Consider the following 16,315-nt stretch of genomic DNA (forward strand, 5'->3'; position numbering starts at 1 on the left):
GCCGGATCGATGTCGTCAGCAGCGTGCCTCAGCCCGTTTCGCCGCGCCCGACCGGCGAGCCGCCGACATCCCGCTTGCCTGCCAGAAGAACGAACCGGTTGCACGAAACGGAGCAGATACATGGTTCCCCCACACGACATCCCGCACGACGGCGTCACGCGCGAGGAAATTCACCATCGGCAGATCGACATGCGCGGCTATCGGCGCAGCGACGGCCTGTTCGAAGTAACGGCCTGCCTCTCGGATCGCAAAACCTTTGATTTCACGCCGCCGGGCGGCACGCGGACGGTCGCTGCGCTGTCGCCGATCCACGACCTCGGCGTGACGCTGGTCTTCGACGCCGACATGGTCGTCCGCGCCGTGTCCACTTTCCTCCGGTCGCATCCGTATGCACAGTGTCCGGGCGGCGGCGACTCGCTGCAGGCGCTCGTCGGACTGAGCATCGGCGCGGGCTGGAACAGCGAGATTCGCAAGCGCCTGCCGTCCTGCGATACGTGCACGCACCTGAAGGAGTTGCTCGGCCCGATCGCCACCACGGCCTATCAAACGATGGTCGGCATGCGGAAGTCGTCGCTCGAGGCGCGCGACAGCGACGGGAAGCCGCTCAAGATCGACAGCTGCCATGCCTATGGCGCATCGCGCGATCTCGTGAAACGTCTTTGGCCCGAATATCACCGGCCTTCCGAGACGACAAAGGGCGGCTGAGGGACGAGCATTCGGCCAGCCCCGCGCACCACGCGATCGGTGCTGCTCAAGAGCGCGCGTCACGTGCACAAACGTGCGTCGACCGGTCATCGCAGCCGCAGCGCCGGCGATCAAAAAACGCCCAGTGCGAGTCCCGCTGCGAGACCTGCGCCCAATTCGGCGCAGCGCGCGAGATCGTCGCCGTCGATCGTCTTCGCCGCGAGGATGCGTTCCGGCGTCTGCGCGTGCGTACAGACGATCAGGCCCGGCGCCACGTTCTTCAACCGCCACCCGGTCGCGATCCGGTCGATCTGGCGCAGCGCGTTCTGCCCATCGCTTCCCGCGCAGATCATCACCGCATACGGGCGGCCGTTCACACGATCGAGCGCCGCGTAGTAGCAGCGGTCGAAGAAATCCTTCATCAGCCCGGACATTGCCGCGAGATTCTCCGGCGTGGCGAACAGATAGGCGTCGGCGGCCAGCACGTCGGCCGCGCTCGTCGCATCGGCGCGCTGCAGCCTCACGTCGACGCCGGTTTGCTCGCGCGCAGCGCCGGCGGCCGCTTCGGCCATCTGTTGCGTGCCTCCGGTCATCGTGTGATAGACGATCAACAGCGTCTTCATTCGTCGTTACTCACGTTCGGTTTCAGGTGCGCAGACGGCATCGCCGATTTCCGCCGAATGGCCGGAGATCCGATGCGGCAATCCGCATTCGCTCCCGCGGATCTGCCGGTTTGCCGGCTCGACGTTGCGAGGCACGTACAGAGCTTGCACGTTGCGCCAGGCTCGATTCACGCAAGTTCGACCGTATACACCACGATCAGTCCGTTACGTCGCGCGGTGCGTCGGTGTGTTCCGGTTGCGAGTAGTACGCGAGAAACATGTCGGCAGCGGATTCAGCGACTTTTTGTTGCGCCGGCTCCGCGAGCGGCGGCTGGCCCATCGTTATCTGCGGCCAGAACGCGAATGCCTTCACGACACCGTGCAACTGATTCGCGGCAAACACCGGATCCGTGACGGACAGGCGCCCGGCCGCCGCGGCCGTCCGCACCCAGACCGTCATGTCTTCCTCGCGCTCGCCGAGACGCTCGACCATGTCACGCGCGCGTTCCGGCGAATGGATGGCCGCACCGATCGCGACACGTGCGAGCGACAGAAATGCCTCGTCGCCGAGCAGGCGCATTTTGCGATCCAGCAATGCGAGCAACTGCTCGCGCAGCGGCACATCGGCACGATAGGCTGGCGAACTGCCTGTCCGGGTCGCATCCCACAATTTTTGCAGGATTGCGGCGAACAATGCCTCCTTGCCCGGGAAGTGGTTGTAGACCGTGCGCTTCGACACGTCCGCACGCGCCGCGATGCGGTCCATGCTGGTCGCGTCGTAACCCGACGCGAGAAATTCCTCGATGGCCGCATCGACGATGGCCGCGCGCTTTCGATCGGTCAGGCGCTGAGGGGGAGTACTGGTATCCATGGAGAAATTTTACACCGGGCAGTTTACTTATCCCAAAAATAAACTACACTGTTTAGTGTACTTTATTTTCCGGACGAACCGATATGGCATCGCCTCTCGTTTTGATTCATCGCATACTGGGTTTTGCGGCCGCCCGGCGCGGCCGCACGCTGTCCGGCGGCTCGCCGCAGCACAATGGCGAGCGCTTCAGCAATGTCGCGCCTCGTCCGGTCGAGGGGCTCGGCAAGACGCTCGGGATCGCCTGGAACATGCTGTTCAACAAGCCGCGCAATACCGTGCCGGCGGGGGCACTGCCCGTCGATTCGCTGACGCGCGCGGAACTCGACGCGGCCCCCGATCGCAGCCTGTACCGGCTTGGTCATTCGACGCTGCTGCTCAAGCTGCGCGGCGAATTCTGGCTGACCGATCCCGTGTTTGCCGAGCGCGCATCGCCGTTCCGGCGCGTCGGCCCGAAGCGCTTCCATGCGCCCCCAATCTCGCTTGAAGATCTTCCGCCGCTGCGCGGCGTGATCCTGTCGCACGATCACTACGATCATCTCGACCGCGACACGGTGCTCGCGCTCGCGGCAACCACCGACGTGTTCGTGACAACGCTGGGTGTCGGCGACCGCCTGATCGAATGGGGCATCGACGCGAAGAAAGTCCGCCAGCTCGACTGGTGGCAAAGCGTCGACGTGACCGGCCTGACGCTGACCGCGACACCTGCCCAGCACTTTTCCGGGCGCAGCTTGTTCGACGGCAACAGCACGCTGTGGGCGTCCTGGGTCATCGTCGACGACGACTTGCGCGTGTTCTTCAGCGGCGACACCGGCTACTTCGACGGCTTCCGGACGATCGGCGAGCGCCTCGGGCCGTTCGATGTCACGCTGATCGAAACAGGCGCATACGACGCGCAATGGCCGTACGTGCACATGCAGCCGGAAGAGACCGTGCAGGCGCACATCGATTTGCGCGGACGCTGGCTGGTCCCGATTCACAACGGCACGTTCGATCTCGCGATGCATCGCTGGCAGGAACCATTCGAGCGCGTCACGGCACTGGCGATCGTGCGCGGCGTCGATCTGTCGACGCCCAGGATCGGCGAGCGCCTTGCACTCGACGAGCCGCATCGCGGCGAGCGGTGGTGGCGCACGGTCGACGAGCGCGTGACGTCCGTTGCCGCGAAATCGCGCCGCTGGACGCTTTGCGCGTCGCAGGCCACGAAGTAAGACCCTCCGACCGTTGTCCATTTTTCCCCGGAGCGCGGCAATGCCGCGACTCCGGCAGGCGCGTTGCCGGCGTACCCGCACGTCGACCGGCTGTCTGTAGACCCGATTCCTGAGTAGAGAAGTCATGCATCCGGCACCCGGCCAACCCATCGAAGACGCCACCATCGCCGCATTCAACCCGGCAATGTCCCGATCGACGCGCGATAGCCGAGAGAACGACCTGCGGCAGACGCTCGCGGAGCGTGTCGCGAGATGGACGGAAGGCGTCGATCACCTCACCACGGCCATTCCGAACCTGAGCTTCCATCGAAGGGAGGCGACAACGCAGCCGATGGACTGCATGGTCGAGCCGAGCTTCGGTCTCGTCGTCCAGGGCACGAAGCGACTCATTCAGAGCGGCGATGTATATCTCTGCGACGCCAACCGCTTTCTGATCACGTCCCTCGACCTGCCCGGTTCGACGCAGGTCATCGAGGCCAGCCGCGAAAGGCCGTTTCTCGGAATCGGGCTCAAGCTTGATTTTCGCGTCATGGCCGAACTGATGGCACAGGTCGCAGCGGATCACGAGGAAGCCCCGGCCGGCCGCGGCCTCGTCGTCGGCGATATGAACGAACCGCTGTACGACGCAGTGAACCGGTTGCTGGCGTTGCTGGATGATCCGAATGCCATTGCAGTTCTTGCACCGTACGTCGAGCGGGAAATCTATTACCGGCTGCTGACGAGCGACCAGGGTGCCCGTCTGCGTCAGATTGCGTCCGCCGGCAGTCAGGGCAACCGCGTATCGCGGGCGATCCAATGGTTGCGGACCCATTACGACGAGTCGCTTCGGGTCGACGATCTGGCGGCGCAGGTACAAATGAGCAGTTCGACCTTCCACCACCACTTCCGCCAACTCACCGGCATGAGTCCACTGCAGTACCAGAAATGGATACGGCTCAATGAGGCGCGTCGACTGATGCTGTCCGAGCGGCTCGACGCCACATCGGCCTCGTTCAGGGTCGGATATGCGAGCCCGACTCAGTTCAATCGCGAATACAGCCGGTTGTTCGGAAATTCTCCGAGGCGAGATATCGATAGCCTGCGAAGCGGAACGGATGTCGTTCTTTCGGTGGCGGCGACGTATTGATCACCGGGACGGTACTGGAGATGCGAGATACCTTGCGTGGTGGTATCCGCGGAATGCTCGGCAGCCCACCACGAATTCAAATTATGTATCGAGCGGGGCGTGGGCACCTCGCAGCGTCGAACCCGTATCCGAACTCGCAAGCATTCATCGGCCAGAGGCAAGACGTCTCATACCGACCTCATGAACTGATGAGGATTTTGCCGTCTCCGCAACCAAGTCGTCTCGGTACCCTCCGGACACTCGACCACAAACTCTGCAGTGCCGTGAGTCTCGCGTCACGCTGCGACTACCGATTTACGCGTTGTCACGTGACAACTCTCGAAGATTGATCGGCGCAGGCACCAGGAAGGGCCTGGGCGCCGTGTCGAGATGTATCTGATTAGCCTCACTTCGATGTATCTCTGCGTCAGGCCGACTTAAATCGTTTCAAATACGACAAAATACGTATCTTATAATACAACTCCAGGTATGTTCACACCGCCTCTGGCTTGAGGAACGTAAAATAGCCATACGCCCCTATTTACACGATCGATCTCGGCGATTTTGCGTGAAACAACATGAAGAATATAGCGCAACCCATTGCCAGACAAGGATTTCCCCGAACACCGAATTTCTTGGAAATGTTTCACGATCCGGCCCGTTTGAGCCGTTGTCGGGCCTTCAACCCCCAAGTTCGTCGCAAATCGGAGCCTCGAACGCCTGACCGGTGCGCAGAAGCTCTCGAGTGTACTGGTCGTAACTCCAGCGCACACGCGGCGAGGCCCGTACCCTCCCCTTCCGTACAACCCAAGCGCAATGTTGATCTGAACACCCCCATTAAATGGGGCCATATCAATGACGCTCATGATACCCGTTTGTGAGCGCAGTTCCGCAAGCTGAACAGCATCGTTCTTCAAGCACGTCGTTGCGAATAGCCTGCGCCGTAGCCCCGTGTTTGCAGGCCTATTGATGTCTAAGGCTCGTCGGCATAGGCGCCCCCGTCCTACAAGCGGCCAATCCAACGCCACGCAAGGCAAGCCCCCGATACAGCACTCCGGTTGTCACGTGACAACGCCCCAGCCAATTCGCCCAGGAAACTGCCTGTCGCGACGAGACAGCGAGGCGAATCCTCTCCTTAGCGCTCCATGTGTTCATACCCTAGGAGTCCCATCACAACACCTTCTGACGGACGATTCGGCGCCGACGTTACCTTCCACTCCGAATCGATTGTCACCTGACAACTCGTCGAGCGAGACGCGTCACGCCAAACCCCAGATCCGATTTCGAGCGTCGAATGACTCGTCCATAGCTATGAGAGTGATCAATTCAAAGATTTTCCGGCACCGGATTGGGTTGAGCCGGAGCGAATCACCGCCACTTGTCACGTGACAACAAGTTTCCCGGGGATGGCCATGAATTAACCAACGAAGACTGAGGCAAGCTCAGTCGGGAACACTACGACCTGGAGCGATTCGTCTTCATTCGCTAGCGCTGCCATCGACATTGAAATCTGACGAATTTTCTCTCGATCTTTGGTCGTTCATTTTGATCGTGATAGCTATTTTATTTTTATTCGATCGCCAAGCGCGACTGATTCGTTAGCCATTCGGCCCACTTGTCACGTGACAACCACGCAGATCCGTAAGCCCTACATCGCGTCGAAGGATTTTCTGGACATTTTGATAATAACTGCATATATTACGCAAAACTCCGTGGAGGAATTTAATGGCTTTCAAGATCGCCGTCAGCAATCAAAAAGGTGGAACTGGAAAGACAACCATCTCCGTCAATATCGCCGCTGCTTTCGAAGCCGGCGGCAACAAGGTCGCCCTGATCGATGCCGACCCTCAAGGCACGTCCGTCCGATGGGTGACGAGCGGCGAGAACACGCTGCCGATGACGGTGCTTTCTCTGGCCCCTGCCGGTCGCGGCATCGGCGCCGAGATCAAGAAACAGGACGCGAACTTCGACGTGATCGTTGTCGACTGTCCTGGCAACCTCGAAGACCCGCGAATCGCCTCCGTACTCGAGGTCGCCGACTTCTGCCTCGTGCCGCTGTCACCATCGCCAGCCGATCTCTACAGCACGGTTGCGATGATCCGCATGATCGAGTCGATGCGGTCCGTCCGTAACCCGAATCTTTCTTCCGCATTAATGCTGAATAGTGTTAATGGAAAAACTAAAATGCGTGAAGAAATTTTAAAAATTCTAAGGGCTGAAGAAATAGGGGAGCATCTGCTCGACAGCCAGATCGCGCAGCGCGAGGTCTACCGTCAGACGTTTGCGCTCGGCACCACGATCCATCACCACAATCGATATCTGAAGGGCCTGAAAGAAGCCCGCGCGGAAATCGAAAAGCTGGTCACGGAAATGGCCCAATACATCGCGTCGACGCGCGCTACCGGAGCCGCCCATGGCTAAGGACACATCGAAAGACAAGAAGCCGACCGGCAACCTGCATCTCGCAGCCGGCCTGCTGCGCGGACTCGCGCAGGAGAATGCGGCACTCGAAACGCGGTTGCCCGAACCGGCGGCTGCACCGAATGTCGTCGGCGAAACGGCACCCGCCAGCGCTCCGGCCGCAGCCTCGCCGGCCGGCACGCCGGATCTTGGCGCGCCTCAGAAGGTGTTCGTCAAGGATTGCATTCCGAACCCGTTCAATCCGCGCGTGTTCTACTCGGAGTCGAGTCTGCACGAGCTCGCTCTGACACTGAAACGGGAAGGGCAGATCGAGCCGATCAAGGTTACGCGGCTCCCGGAGTTTCCCGGCAAGCTCGTGGTGATCGACGGGCAACGCCGGCTCCGCGCGACGAGCATCAACGGCGATGAAACCATCAACGCCACGTTCCGCACGGATCACACGCCTGAGCAGCTCTACACGATCGCGTATCGCGCGAACCACGACCACGAACGCCAGACGATCTTCGACGATGCGGTCGCTTGGAAGCGTCTCCTCGACGAGAAGGTCTTTTCCGACCAGAACACGCTGGCGGAAAAGATCGGCAAGGACAAGGCATCGATCAGCAAGACGCTGTCGCTCAACGCGCTCCCGAACACACTCCTGGAACGGATGGCGAGCGCGAACGACGTGGTCGGCCTGCAGGCGGCGTACTTCCTGAAGCTGATCTTCGAACGCCTGGGCGAGCCGACTGCCGACCGGTTGTTGACGGCCGTGATCGACCGGAAAAAGTCGGTTCGTGATCTGGAGAATTTCCTGCGTGCACAAAGCGACGGCAGCAAGAAAGCGGGACGTACGCGTTACAGCGTTCGCCATGACTTCGCGCTCGAATCGCGAGCGATCGGCCAGTTGAAAACCTATCCGGACGGACGTCTGGATCTGCAGCTCAAGGGCGTCGACGCATCGCACCAGGAAGCGCTTGCCGACAAGCTCAAGACCGTCATCGACGCGTACGTTGCCGAACTGGCAACGGCCATGCAACAGTAACGCGCGTAAAGCAGAAGGCCTCGCATCCGTGTTGCACCGCGAAGCCGGACGACGATGTCCGGCGCGCGACGCACCTCCGGCTGCGAGGCCTTCGTTCAGTTGCCGGCGAGACTGCTTTTCAGCAGGAATTCCAGCAAGTCGTCCGAGGTCGGTTCGCCCCACGTATCCAGCGCGAGCCATCGGAAGAAGCTGGTCTGCGCGAGCTTGCTCGCCTTCTTCTTCGGCGACAGCGTCAAGTCCTTCGAGCCTGCCACCGTCTCGTTGTAGCGCTCGATCAGCTTGGTCTGGTCGTCGATCTCCAGTTCGCGGAAATACGCGCCGGCTTCCTCGACCTTCGCCGCCAGATATTTGTCGCGAATCTGTTCCTGCTTGCTCTGCGCGGATTCCTTCGCCGGGGCCGCCGCTTCCGTTCCCTGCCCGTCGGACAGCGTGTAGCCGTGCGTCAACGCCTTGCGGAAATACGCTGCCACGTTGTCGACCGGGGCCGCATTCTTCTTCGTAGTCCGATTGAGCGTATAGGCAATCGCCGCCTTGATGCGCTGCACGCCATATTGCGTGATCAGCCGGCGCGCTTCCGAGCGCGGGATGCCGAACTTGGCGACCTCCTCGACCAGCGCTTCGTTCTTGACGTCGCCGTCCTCCACCGTATCGGTGCTTTGCTTGCGCGTCACCTTGAACTGAACCGCCTCCACGCTCCGGCCGGACTTGTGTTCGATCAACTCGAGCGTGTGATCCGAAACTTCGTTCACCTCCTGAATGCACGGCACCAGGACCTTGCTCTTGAACAGCTTGTATTCCTTGTACGACTGCGACGCCTTGTCCTGCCCGAGAATGAGGTCACGAAATTTCGGCAGCGGGATCTTCGCGGTGATGCCGATCCCTTCGTAGCGCACCGTGTTTTCCCACAACGCGAGCGAGTGCGACCGCCGGAACTCGCGGGCGATCCGCATATCGATCAGTGCGTAGATCTCGGGGTTGAGCAACTCGCTGCGAATCTGGTCGGAGAAGCTGTACTTCAGCACCGATTGCTCGAGCTCCGCGCCGGCGAGCAGGCCCGACGCTTTCCAGACCGTCGACCGATCCGCGGCCAGATAGTCCCAGTTGACGACGGTACTGATCAGCGAGTTGACCGTGTCTTTCACGTACTTCGTATTGTTGCTGTTCAACCCGCTCTCGTGCGAAAGCGACGCAAGCGAGATCGAGAAACTCGTCCGGCCCGGCTCGAACGCCTCCTGTCGAAGCGCGTTCTTGATCAGTGAGCTGAACATCTTGCGCTGCTGCAGACCGATCTTTCCGGACTTGGGCGCGATATGAATCGCCTGGACCGCCTTGCGCAGCAAGTCGGGAGGCTCTGGTGTCTGAAACAGCGAAACCTGTTTGTCTGAGCCTTTGCTTGCGGGCTTGCGCGGCATCGTAATGTCCGGATAAGGTGACCTTGTTGAAAGCGGACTTTATACCTTTTCGCGTCGACGAGCAACGGCCTTGCTCCAGCTTTACTTGCACTCTCGCTTCTAACCTACCGATATAAAAGGAAAATTTACATTCAGAGGATATTTGCGGAACCCCATATCCAGCTACCTTTCGACAAAAATGCTTCCCACAAGCCGCTACCTTTCATGCCCGGACGCAGAAACCCGGCATGAGACTTGCCCTCGGCAAGGTAACCATCCATGGGAAGCAAACGCGGAGAATCGAGATCGTTGGGCGAATTCGTGGTGCTCTGCAGCACAGACCTCCTTTCTTCCCATAACTCGCTACCTTTGCGGATTCCCACAGGAGGGTACCTTTCGACCCACTTGAGCTGTGTCGGCTGCATCGATTTCAGCGCTGAAGGCAAAGATCGCTCCCATAAACGGCAACCTATTGGTTTCCCCATAAAAGGTTACCTGTCGATGCCATCGATCCTGTCCATGGGAATCCACCACGGGAAATCCTGGAGACAGGCAATCGAGCCGCCCCAAATGGGACCCATAAGTGGCTACCTTTGGCGCGCCCCATAACCGGCTACCGAGAAAAATCACTGTGCGACCCAGCGGTCATTGATCAAAAAAAAGCGCCCCATAAACGGCTACCCTCGGGCGTTCCCATAGACGGCTACCCAACGCGTTTCCGGGCCGATTTCCCATAACCGGGTACGCTTGCCCCATATCCACAACCCCGATTCCCCACAACCCGGTACCCCAATCCCCAAATCCACAGACCTAAACTCCCAAGCCCTTACACCTATGCTCCCATAAATGGGTACCGAACACCCATCAAAGCCTTGTCAGATAAGGCTGTGAGCCGTCTAAAGGTAGTTAAAGAAGTAAACGTGGTTTACAAAAGATGTAAACACACGTGCGCTTCCGCAGAAAGACGAACCCCATAAACCGCTACCAATGGGAGCCTTCTATGGGGTTGCTGGCACCTCGAACCATCGATTCGAGCCTGGAATCAGTCGCTTGGCTACCTGTTCTGCACAGCTTCCAGGCCTGACAAGGCTCTCGGGAGAGGTGAGCACACACTCACATAGGCCTGAAACGTAGAAACCTATGGGAGAAAAACGGGAAGAAAGCCCCGTTTCCAGGCACAGGTTCCCATCTATGGGATCAAAAAACCCGCTCCGTGACCTCGGCAGCGCTCGTTGGCGACCCGCAAAGCCGATCAACAATCCGGAAACACGAATCTCTTTGGTTTCGTTCACAGCAGTTTGAAATCATCCAGGACGGCAGCCGAAGGGTTTTTTGCACTCATGCGTCCCTGGCCATGGACAAGTTTTTCCGTTTGCTCATGCGCGTCTCTCGTCAAATTTAGCCTGTGGACTGTGGACAGAGGAAATCGATGCCGCTCGCGTTGCTGCCTCCATGGTCTTCCAACTTTCTACCTTTGGAGCAACCAACCGAAGTGCAATGCTGTGCGCCAGGGTCACAAGGCGAGGCTCGGGAACGGCTTCCGGCAGATGAACGGGGTGTGCCCGCGCGATCTGTCCCATCGCCGGCTTCTGGAGCGATCCAGGGCACGTTGCGAACCAACGTGAAGATGTCGGCGACCAGGAAGCTCACCGCAATCAAATTCGAACGATGATCCCGAACATGCTCACCTTCCAATAGTTCCGAATCCTGTAAAAGCTCACCAAACAGGCGTAGCCGTACGACTCGACACTCTGTGCAGGCAGCGGCGCCCCGTCTGGATGCTGGGCGACCCAAGCTGCAGAATGAAAAACCTGTGATTCGCGCGCGCAGCGCGATGCTTTCCTGAGCAGAATCGGGCGGATCACAAGCGTGGCCGCGACATCGCAACCGGCGTGCCACGGTCGCCGGACGAGCGCAGCGACATCGGTGCGGCACCGTCGGTGCAGCCGTGAAGTGAATCCCGCCGATGTCTTCACCGCACGCGATGTCTTCACCGCACGCGATGTGTTCACGCCATTCGTCATACGGACCACAGAACCACGCGGTGACGCGTCGTACCGGCTCAGGTAACGCCTCGGCCTCACAGTGCGGCGATTGGTTGCGGGACCGAATGCTGAACGCCGTGGCGATGCAATCGTGCATGCCTTGATCGCCGTATAACCGAATCGTGGTCGTTTATGGGAGGAACCGTCGCTTGAACCGCGTCGACTGGCAACGCGGCACGCAGTTCGACTGCTGATGCTGTGATCATGACTGGCCCGGTAACAGTCACGTCAGGCATGAGCGTGCCGGCAACTCCACCTATGAAACAGTCCTGGGTAACTCACATCGCACTGCACCGCGCATAGATGGTCCATCCTCGGCGCTGGATCGCGGGTACACCGACCGCTTCCTGTCTCCGCCGCAGCGCGATCGCCCCACGTATCGACGCGCGCCACACAGTTCGTCCTGTCCGAGACAGTCGACCGGCATCCACGTGTTCTCCCATACGTGTATCCCCAATTCTGTTCCCACGTTGGCGCCACATTTTTCTCGGCGCGGTTATGATGCACAGGTCCCGAGCTCTGCATGACAACCGATCGGGGCAGGGGCGGTATCTCGATGGTCTTTCAATCCGTGATAAACCAGAAAAGAGAGTTCAGCGATGCAAATCCAGATCAGAAAACTCGCGCTGGCTGCTACCGCAGCCGCGTTCCTGTTCGGCTCGGCAGTTCCTGCGTTTGCGCAGACCGACGCCAGCGCACCCGCGGCACAGGACGCAAAGGCAGCGAAGAGCCAGGCACGCAAGGCGGCCCGGGCCCAACGCAAGGCAGAGCACAAGGCAGCGCGTGCGAAGAACAACGCCGAGCTGAAGAAACTCGAAGACGCTGGTTACAAGCCCGCGGCCAATGATCCGAACTATCCGCAAAACCTGCAGAACGCGGAGAAGAAAGCCGCCGGCGCTAGTCAGTAAGCGCCGGCCGGCGGCAAGCCACGGTTCGATCCGCGGCTTGCCGCGTGCGTCGCGTCTTCGCGGCGCACATCGAAACCAGCATTCCCCGTATCGATGAAGGCAATACGCGATCCAGGCGCTTGCGTTATTTGTTTCGCATTCCTGTATGTCTCGGCACGCTCTCCGCAGACCGACGCAGTCAGTTCCGCACCCGCGGCGCGACCGTATTTCCCGCCACCTTCAACCAATCCTTGAACGCCCGCACCGCTTCGTCGTTCGCGCGTGCCGAGGCCACGTACGTAAAGTAGCGCCACGGCGGCAGTGCCGGTTCGCTGAACGGCTGCACCAGCCGACCTTCTGCGATGTCGTCCGCGACGAGCGCGATCGGCCCCATTGCGACGCCGAGCCCGTCGAGTGCACCTTGCAGCGTCAGGTAGAAGTGCTCGAGCGTGAGCGAGTGGCGCGGCACGAGATTCGGCTGTCCGGCTGCCGCGAGCCATTCAGGCCACATGCCGGGATAGGTGGCAGCGTGCAGTAACGTGAAGCCGGCCAGATCGGCAGGCGTATGCAACGGCCGGCCCTCCAGCAGCTTCGGCGCACACACCGGCAGCCGGACCTCGGACAGGAATTCCTCGGCAACGTAGCCGTCGACGGCCTGCGGGCCGCCGCGAACGATCAGGTCGACCTTGTCGCGCAGCTTGTCGATCGGCTCGTTCGACGTCGACAGCCGCACCTCGATGGCCGGATGGGCGACCTGGAACGACGACAGCTTCGGCACCAGCCAGCGCAACGAAAACGTCGCGGGCGCGCTTACGCGCAACACGCGCTGCTGCGCGTGGCCGAAATGCTGCGCGGTGGCGAGCGCGATCCGGTCGAACGACGCGCCGACCTCCGCGAGATACGCGCGGCCCGGGTCGGTCAGCTCGACCCGCCGGTTATGGCGTTCGAACAGCGGCCGCCCGAGCCAGGCTTCCAGCTGTTGCACGTGCCGGCTGATCGCGCCGTGGGTCACACAAAGTTCGTCCGCGGCCAGCGTGAAACTGCCGAGGCGCGCCGCGGCTTCGAACGCACGCAGCGAATTCAGCGGAGGGAGTCGTCGGGCCATTGCATCTTTCGTGTGATATTTATTCACACGACAGTTCAGGTTTAATCGTTTGATCGGGTGCTCAAGCTCCGCCAATATGGCACACAAACGGCCGGCTCGGCCGAGTGACTGTCTGAATTTCTCACATGGAGTGCGGAGCATGCCGAACGTGGTGGTCGTGGGCGCCCAATGGGGCGACGAAGGGAAGGGGCGCGTCGTGGACTGGCTGGCGGCACAGGCCGATCTCGTCGCACGCTACAACGGCGGCCACAACGCGGGTCATACGCTGGTCGTGGGCGGCAAGACGTACAAGCTCGCGCTGCTGCCGAGCGGTGTCGTGCGCGGCAAGCGCGGCGTGATCGGCAACGGCGTGGCGCTCGATCCGGAAGCGCTGCTCGCGGAAATCGGGCGAATGGCCGAACTCGGGCTGTCGGTGACGCCGGATAACCTGTCGATTGCCGAGAACGCAACGCTGGTGCTGCCGATCCACCGCGCGATCGACCAGGCTCAGGAGCGTCTGCGCCGCGAGCCGATCGGCACCACGCTGCGCGGGATCGGGCCGGCCTACGAGGACAAGGTCGGGCGTCGCGGGCTGCGCGTCGGCGATCTCGCGGAACCCGGCCAGCTCGCGGCCAAACTGGATGTGCTCGTCGACCATCACAACGCGTGGTTCCGCGGCCTGGGGCTCGACGAGTATTCCCGCGACGCGATGCTGGCGACGCTGGTCGACCTTGCGCCGCGGATCCTGCCGTTCGTACGTCCCGTCTGGGTCGATCTCAACGACGCGACCGACCGCGGCGAGCGCATCCTGTTCGAAGGGTCTCAAGCCGTGATGCTGGACATCGACTGGGGCACGTATCCGTTCGTGACGTCGTCCGGCACCGTTGCCTCGGCGGCAGCGGCCGGTACAGGGCTCGGTGCGTCGAAGCTCGGCCACGTGCTGGGCGTCACGAAGGCGTATGCGACGCGGGTCGGCGGCGGCCCGTTCCTCACCGAGCTGTCCGACGCGACCGGCGAAACGCTGCGTGCGCGCGGGCAGGAGTTCGGCGTGAATACCGGCCGACCGCGCCGCTGCGGATGGCTCGATGCCGCGCAATTGCGTCAGGCGGTCAGGATCTCCGGCATCGATTCGCTGGCGCTTACGAAGCTGGACGTGCTCGACGGTTTCGAGTCGATCGCGCTGTGCGTCGGATACGAACTCGATGGCGTGCGGGTGGATCATCTGCCGGCGAGCCTCGATGCGCAGTCGCGCGCCAAGCCGGTGTACGAGCGGTTCGACGGCTGGCACGGCACCGTGAAGGGGGTACGTGAACGTGCGGCGCTGCCGCGCGCCGCGCAGGAGTTCATTGCGCGCGTCGAAGCGGTCGCCGGCGCACCGGTATCGATGATTACCACCGGCGCGGAGCGCGACGACACGATCGTGTTGCGTAATCCGTTCGATGCGGCCGCCGAGGCTTGATACGTCATACATGCCGTGAATCGCGTCGCGGCATCGTGGTTGGCACGTAGTTTTTGCCGAGCCGATGCCGGTCGTGTGCCGGTTCGACAACGCGCGTATGCGCCCGGTCCGTACACCGTGCGCACGGCGACTCGGCGAGACGATTCGGCATCCGGATCACGCCGCATACGGCGAACTGGACACGTCTGCACTGCTGCTGTACTGTTCCGCACAATTCGCGCCAGACCGGCCTGCGCCGGCGCTGCCGGCACCATCGTCGCGCGGTGGCGCGACGTGATCTCAATCCCGGGGACAGGTCGATGGACACGTTACAGATGATGCGCATTTTCGTCCGGGTGGCGGAAGAGGGCAGCTTCACGAGCGCAGCCCAGCGCCTGGACATCACGACGGCTTACGCATCGCGGTCGGTCGCGCAGCTCGAAACGCACCTGCGCACGCGCCTGCTCAACCGCAGCACGCGCCGCATCGCGCTGACCGACGCCGGGCAGCGCTATCTCGACCGCTGCCAGCGCATCCTCGGTTATATCGAAGAAGCGGAATCCGAGGCGGCCGACGCACAGGCAAAGCCGTCCGGGAGGCTGCATGTCCATGCGACGACGAGCTTCGGCCAGGCCTACGTGGTGCCCGCGGTCGTGCGCTACCGGCAGCGCTATCCATCGGTCGCGGTCGAGCTGACGCTGTCGCAGCACGTGCCCGACATCATCGACGAAGGCTACGACGTGTCGTTGCAGTTGAGCGCGACGGAGTTGCCCGATTCGGGGCTCGTGTCGCAGCGGCTCGGCGAGGTGCACAGCGTGCTGTGTGCGTCGCCCGCATATCTGAAGGAGCGCGGTACGCCGCGCACGGTGCGCGATCTCGATGGCCATGCGTGCCTGCAGATCGTCACGCCCGTGTTTCCACGCGACCGCTGGCATCTCGACGGTCCCGACGGCCCCGAGACGTTCGACCTGCCATTGCCGGATTTCCAGGTGAACATCGCCGATGCGCTCGGCGCCGCGCTGCGCGCCGGCCTCGGCATCGGTTCGTTGCCGATGTCGTCGGCGTTGCCCGCGCTGGCGAGCGGCTCGCTGGTGCGCGTGCTGCCCGACTACCGGTTGCAGAAACTGACGGTCTACACGCTGTATGCATCGCGCCAGTATCTCGATGCGAAGATCCGTACGTTCGTCGATTTCCTGCGCGAGTGCGTGCCCGAAATGCTGGCCGCCGACGAAGCCGCGCTGCATGCTTCCTGCAAGTCCTGAAGTCGAACCTTCGGCATGTGAGTACGAAGTTGCGGTCGATTGCGTCAATAATATGCAGTTCTGTATTTGACGCGGATATCGGCCACGTCCTCATGACCGACCCGGGCAATGATGCCCAGGCAACCGGCGTGCCCTTATGAAAGCGCTTGCTTTCGATATCGAGCATCGTTGGTTCGGTGTGTGGAGCCACCCCCCTGGAATCGGTTCGACCGGCTTCATCGCATGCGTGCGCAAAGCTGCATCCGCTTGACGGTCCCGCCGGCCACGCAACGGCTCAACGGCGCAATGGCTGT

General features: G+C 61.5%; 12 protein-coding genes. 8 read left to right on the plus strand and 4 right to left on the minus strand.

Going from position 1 to position 16,315, the window contains the following annotated elements; genetic code table 11:
• The first annotated feature begins 120 nt into the window (after positions 1 to 120).
• The gene (locus tag FFS49_RS28560) at positions 121 to 705 is read left to right on the plus strand and encodes a DUF2889 domain-containing protein (protein ID WP_039369225.1); all 585 of its coding nucleotides are present in this window, start codon (positions 121 to 123) and stop codon (positions 703 to 705) included.
• Between the two features lie 110 nt (positions 706 to 815).
• On the opposite strand, the gene FFS49_RS28565 is transcribed toward FFS49_RS28560, so the two are convergent.
• Together FFS49_RS28565 and FFS49_RS28570 are read right to left on the minus strand one after the other, a co-directional pair.
• Positions 816 to 1,307, minus strand: a complete 492-nt coding sequence (locus FFS49_RS28565) for an NAD(P)H-dependent oxidoreductase (protein WP_071335680.1) — start codon at positions 1,305 to 1,307, stop codon at positions 816 to 818.
• A 196-nt stretch (positions 1,308 to 1,503) separates the two neighbouring features.
• Positions 1,504 to 2,157: a TetR/AcrR family transcriptional regulator gene (locus tag FFS49_RS28570; protein ID WP_105816406.1), complete on the minus strand. Its 654-nt coding sequence runs from the start codon at positions 2,155 to 2,157 to the stop codon at positions 1,504 to 1,506.
• An 83-nt stretch (positions 2,158 to 2,240) separates the two neighbouring features.
• On the opposite strand from FFS49_RS28570, the gene FFS49_RS28575 reads away from it, so the two are divergent.
• The 4 genes from FFS49_RS28575 (at position 2,241) to FFS49_RS28590 (ending at position 7,915) form a co-directional block, all read left to right on the plus strand.
• Positions 2,241 to 3,365 carry an MBL fold metallo-hydrolase gene (locus FFS49_RS28575; protein ID WP_105816407.1) on the plus strand — a complete coding sequence of 375 codons (1,125 nt, stop codon included), beginning with the start codon at positions 2,241 to 2,243 and terminating at the stop codon, positions 3,363 to 3,365.
• Between the two features lie 124 nt (positions 3,366 to 3,489).
• Entirely contained in the window at positions 3,490 to 4,491 is a 1,002-nt protein-coding gene (locus FFS49_RS28580) for an AraC family transcriptional regulator (RefSeq protein WP_105816408.1), read from the plus strand.
• A gap of 1,704 nt (positions 4,492 to 6,195) precedes the next feature.
• Complete coding sequence (locus FFS49_RS28585) at positions 6,196 to 6,891, plus strand: ParA family protein (protein ID WP_039369209.1); 696 nt, start codon at positions 6,196 to 6,198, stop codon at positions 6,889 to 6,891.
• Positions 6,884 to 7,915, plus strand: a complete 1,032-nt coding sequence (locus tag FFS49_RS28590; protein ID WP_105816409.1) for a ParB/RepB/Spo0J family partition protein — start codon at positions 6,884 to 6,886, stop codon at positions 7,913 to 7,915. The genes FFS49_RS28585 and FFS49_RS28590 overlap by 8 nt, the downstream gene beginning before the upstream one ends.
• A gap of 95 nt (positions 7,916 to 8,010) precedes the next feature.
• On the opposite strand, the gene FFS49_RS28595 is transcribed toward FFS49_RS28590, so the two are convergent.
• Positions 8,011 to 9,327 (minus strand): replication initiation protein, encoded by a 1,317-nt coding sequence (locus FFS49_RS28595; RefSeq protein ID WP_039369202.1) that lies wholly within the window; start codon positions 9,325 to 9,327, stop codon positions 8,011 to 8,013.
• 2,623 nt (positions 9,328 to 11,950) lie between these two features.
• On the opposite strand from FFS49_RS28595, the gene FFS49_RS28600 reads away from it, so the two are divergent.
• A complete protein-coding gene (locus FFS49_RS28600; protein WP_039372250.1) occupies positions 11,951 to 12,259 on the plus strand; it encodes a hypothetical protein in 309 nt (102 codons plus the stop codon).
• A 178-nt stretch (positions 12,260 to 12,437) separates the two neighbouring features.
• On the opposite strand, the gene gcvA is transcribed toward FFS49_RS28600, so the two are convergent.
• Positions 12,438 to 13,343 carry a transcriptional regulator GcvA gene (gene gcvA, locus FFS49_RS28605; protein ID WP_105816410.1) on the minus strand — a complete coding sequence of 302 codons (906 nt, stop codon included), beginning with the start codon at positions 13,341 to 13,343 and terminating at the stop codon, positions 12,438 to 12,440.
• Positions 13,344 to 13,482: 139 nt separating this feature from the next.
• Between gcvA and FFS49_RS28610 the strand changes: the two genes are divergently transcribed.
• Entirely contained in the window at positions 13,483 to 14,781 is a 1,299-nt protein-coding gene (locus FFS49_RS28610; RefSeq protein WP_105816411.1) for an adenylosuccinate synthase, read from the plus strand.
• Between the two features lie 299 nt (positions 14,782 to 15,080).
• The gene (locus FFS49_RS28620; protein WP_039372260.1) at positions 15,081 to 16,022 is read left to right on the plus strand and encodes a LysR family transcriptional regulator; all 942 of its coding nucleotides are present in this window, start codon (positions 15,081 to 15,083) and stop codon (positions 16,020 to 16,022) included.
• Positions 16,023 to 16,315 lie beyond the last annotated feature (293 nt).

Origin of the sequence: Burkholderia sp. 4NA327C6 (assembly GCF_005502655.1) — a bacterium.
Lineage (GTDB): Bacteria > Pseudomonadota > Gammaproteobacteria > Burkholderiales > Burkholderiaceae > Burkholderia > Burkholderia contaminans.

Bases quoted from the DNA above. Each gene is read 5' to 3' on its own strand.
- FFS49_RS28590 (WP_105816409.1), top strand. From the start codon at position 6,884: ATGGCTAAGGACACATCGAAAGACAAGAAGCCGACCGGCAACCTGCAT.
- FFS49_RS28575 (WP_105816407.1), top strand. From the start codon at position 2,241: ATGGCATCGCCTCTCGTTTTGATTCATCGCATACTGGGTTTTGCGGCC.
- FFS49_RS28565 (WP_071335680.1), bottom strand. From the start codon at position 1,307: ATGAAGACGCTGTTGATCGTCTATCACACGATGACCGGAGGCACGCAA.
- FFS49_RS28620 (WP_039372260.1), top strand. From the start codon at position 15,081: ATGGACACGTTACAGATGATGCGCATTTTCGTCCGGGTGGCGGAAGAG.
- FFS49_RS28610 (WP_105816411.1), top strand. From the start codon at position 13,483: ATGCCGAACGTGGTGGTCGTGGGCGCCCAATGGGGCGACGAAGGGAAG.
- FFS49_RS28585 (WP_039369209.1), top strand. From the start codon at position 6,196: ATGGCTTTCAAGATCGCCGTCAGCAATCAAAAAGGTGGAACTGGAAAG.
- FFS49_RS28600 (WP_039372250.1), top strand. From the start codon at position 11,951: ATGCAAATCCAGATCAGAAAACTCGCGCTGGCTGCTACCGCAGCCGCG.
- gcvA (WP_105816410.1), bottom strand. From the start codon at position 13,343: ATGGCCCGACGACTCCCTCCGCTGAATTCGCTGCGTGCGTTCGAAGCC.
- FFS49_RS28560 (WP_039369225.1), top strand. From the start codon at position 121: ATGGTTCCCCCACACGACATCCCGCACGACGGCGTCACGCGCGAGGAA.
- FFS49_RS28595 (WP_039369202.1), bottom strand. From the start codon at position 9,327: ATGCCGCGCAAGCCCGCAAGCAAAGGCTCAGACAAACAGGTTTCGCTG.
- FFS49_RS28570 (WP_105816406.1), bottom strand. From the start codon at position 2,157: ATGGATACCAGTACTCCCCCTCAGCGCCTGACCGATCGAAAGCGCGCG.
- FFS49_RS28580 (WP_105816408.1), top strand. From the start codon at position 3,490: ATGCATCCGGCACCCGGCCAACCCATCGAAGACGCCACCATCGCCGCA.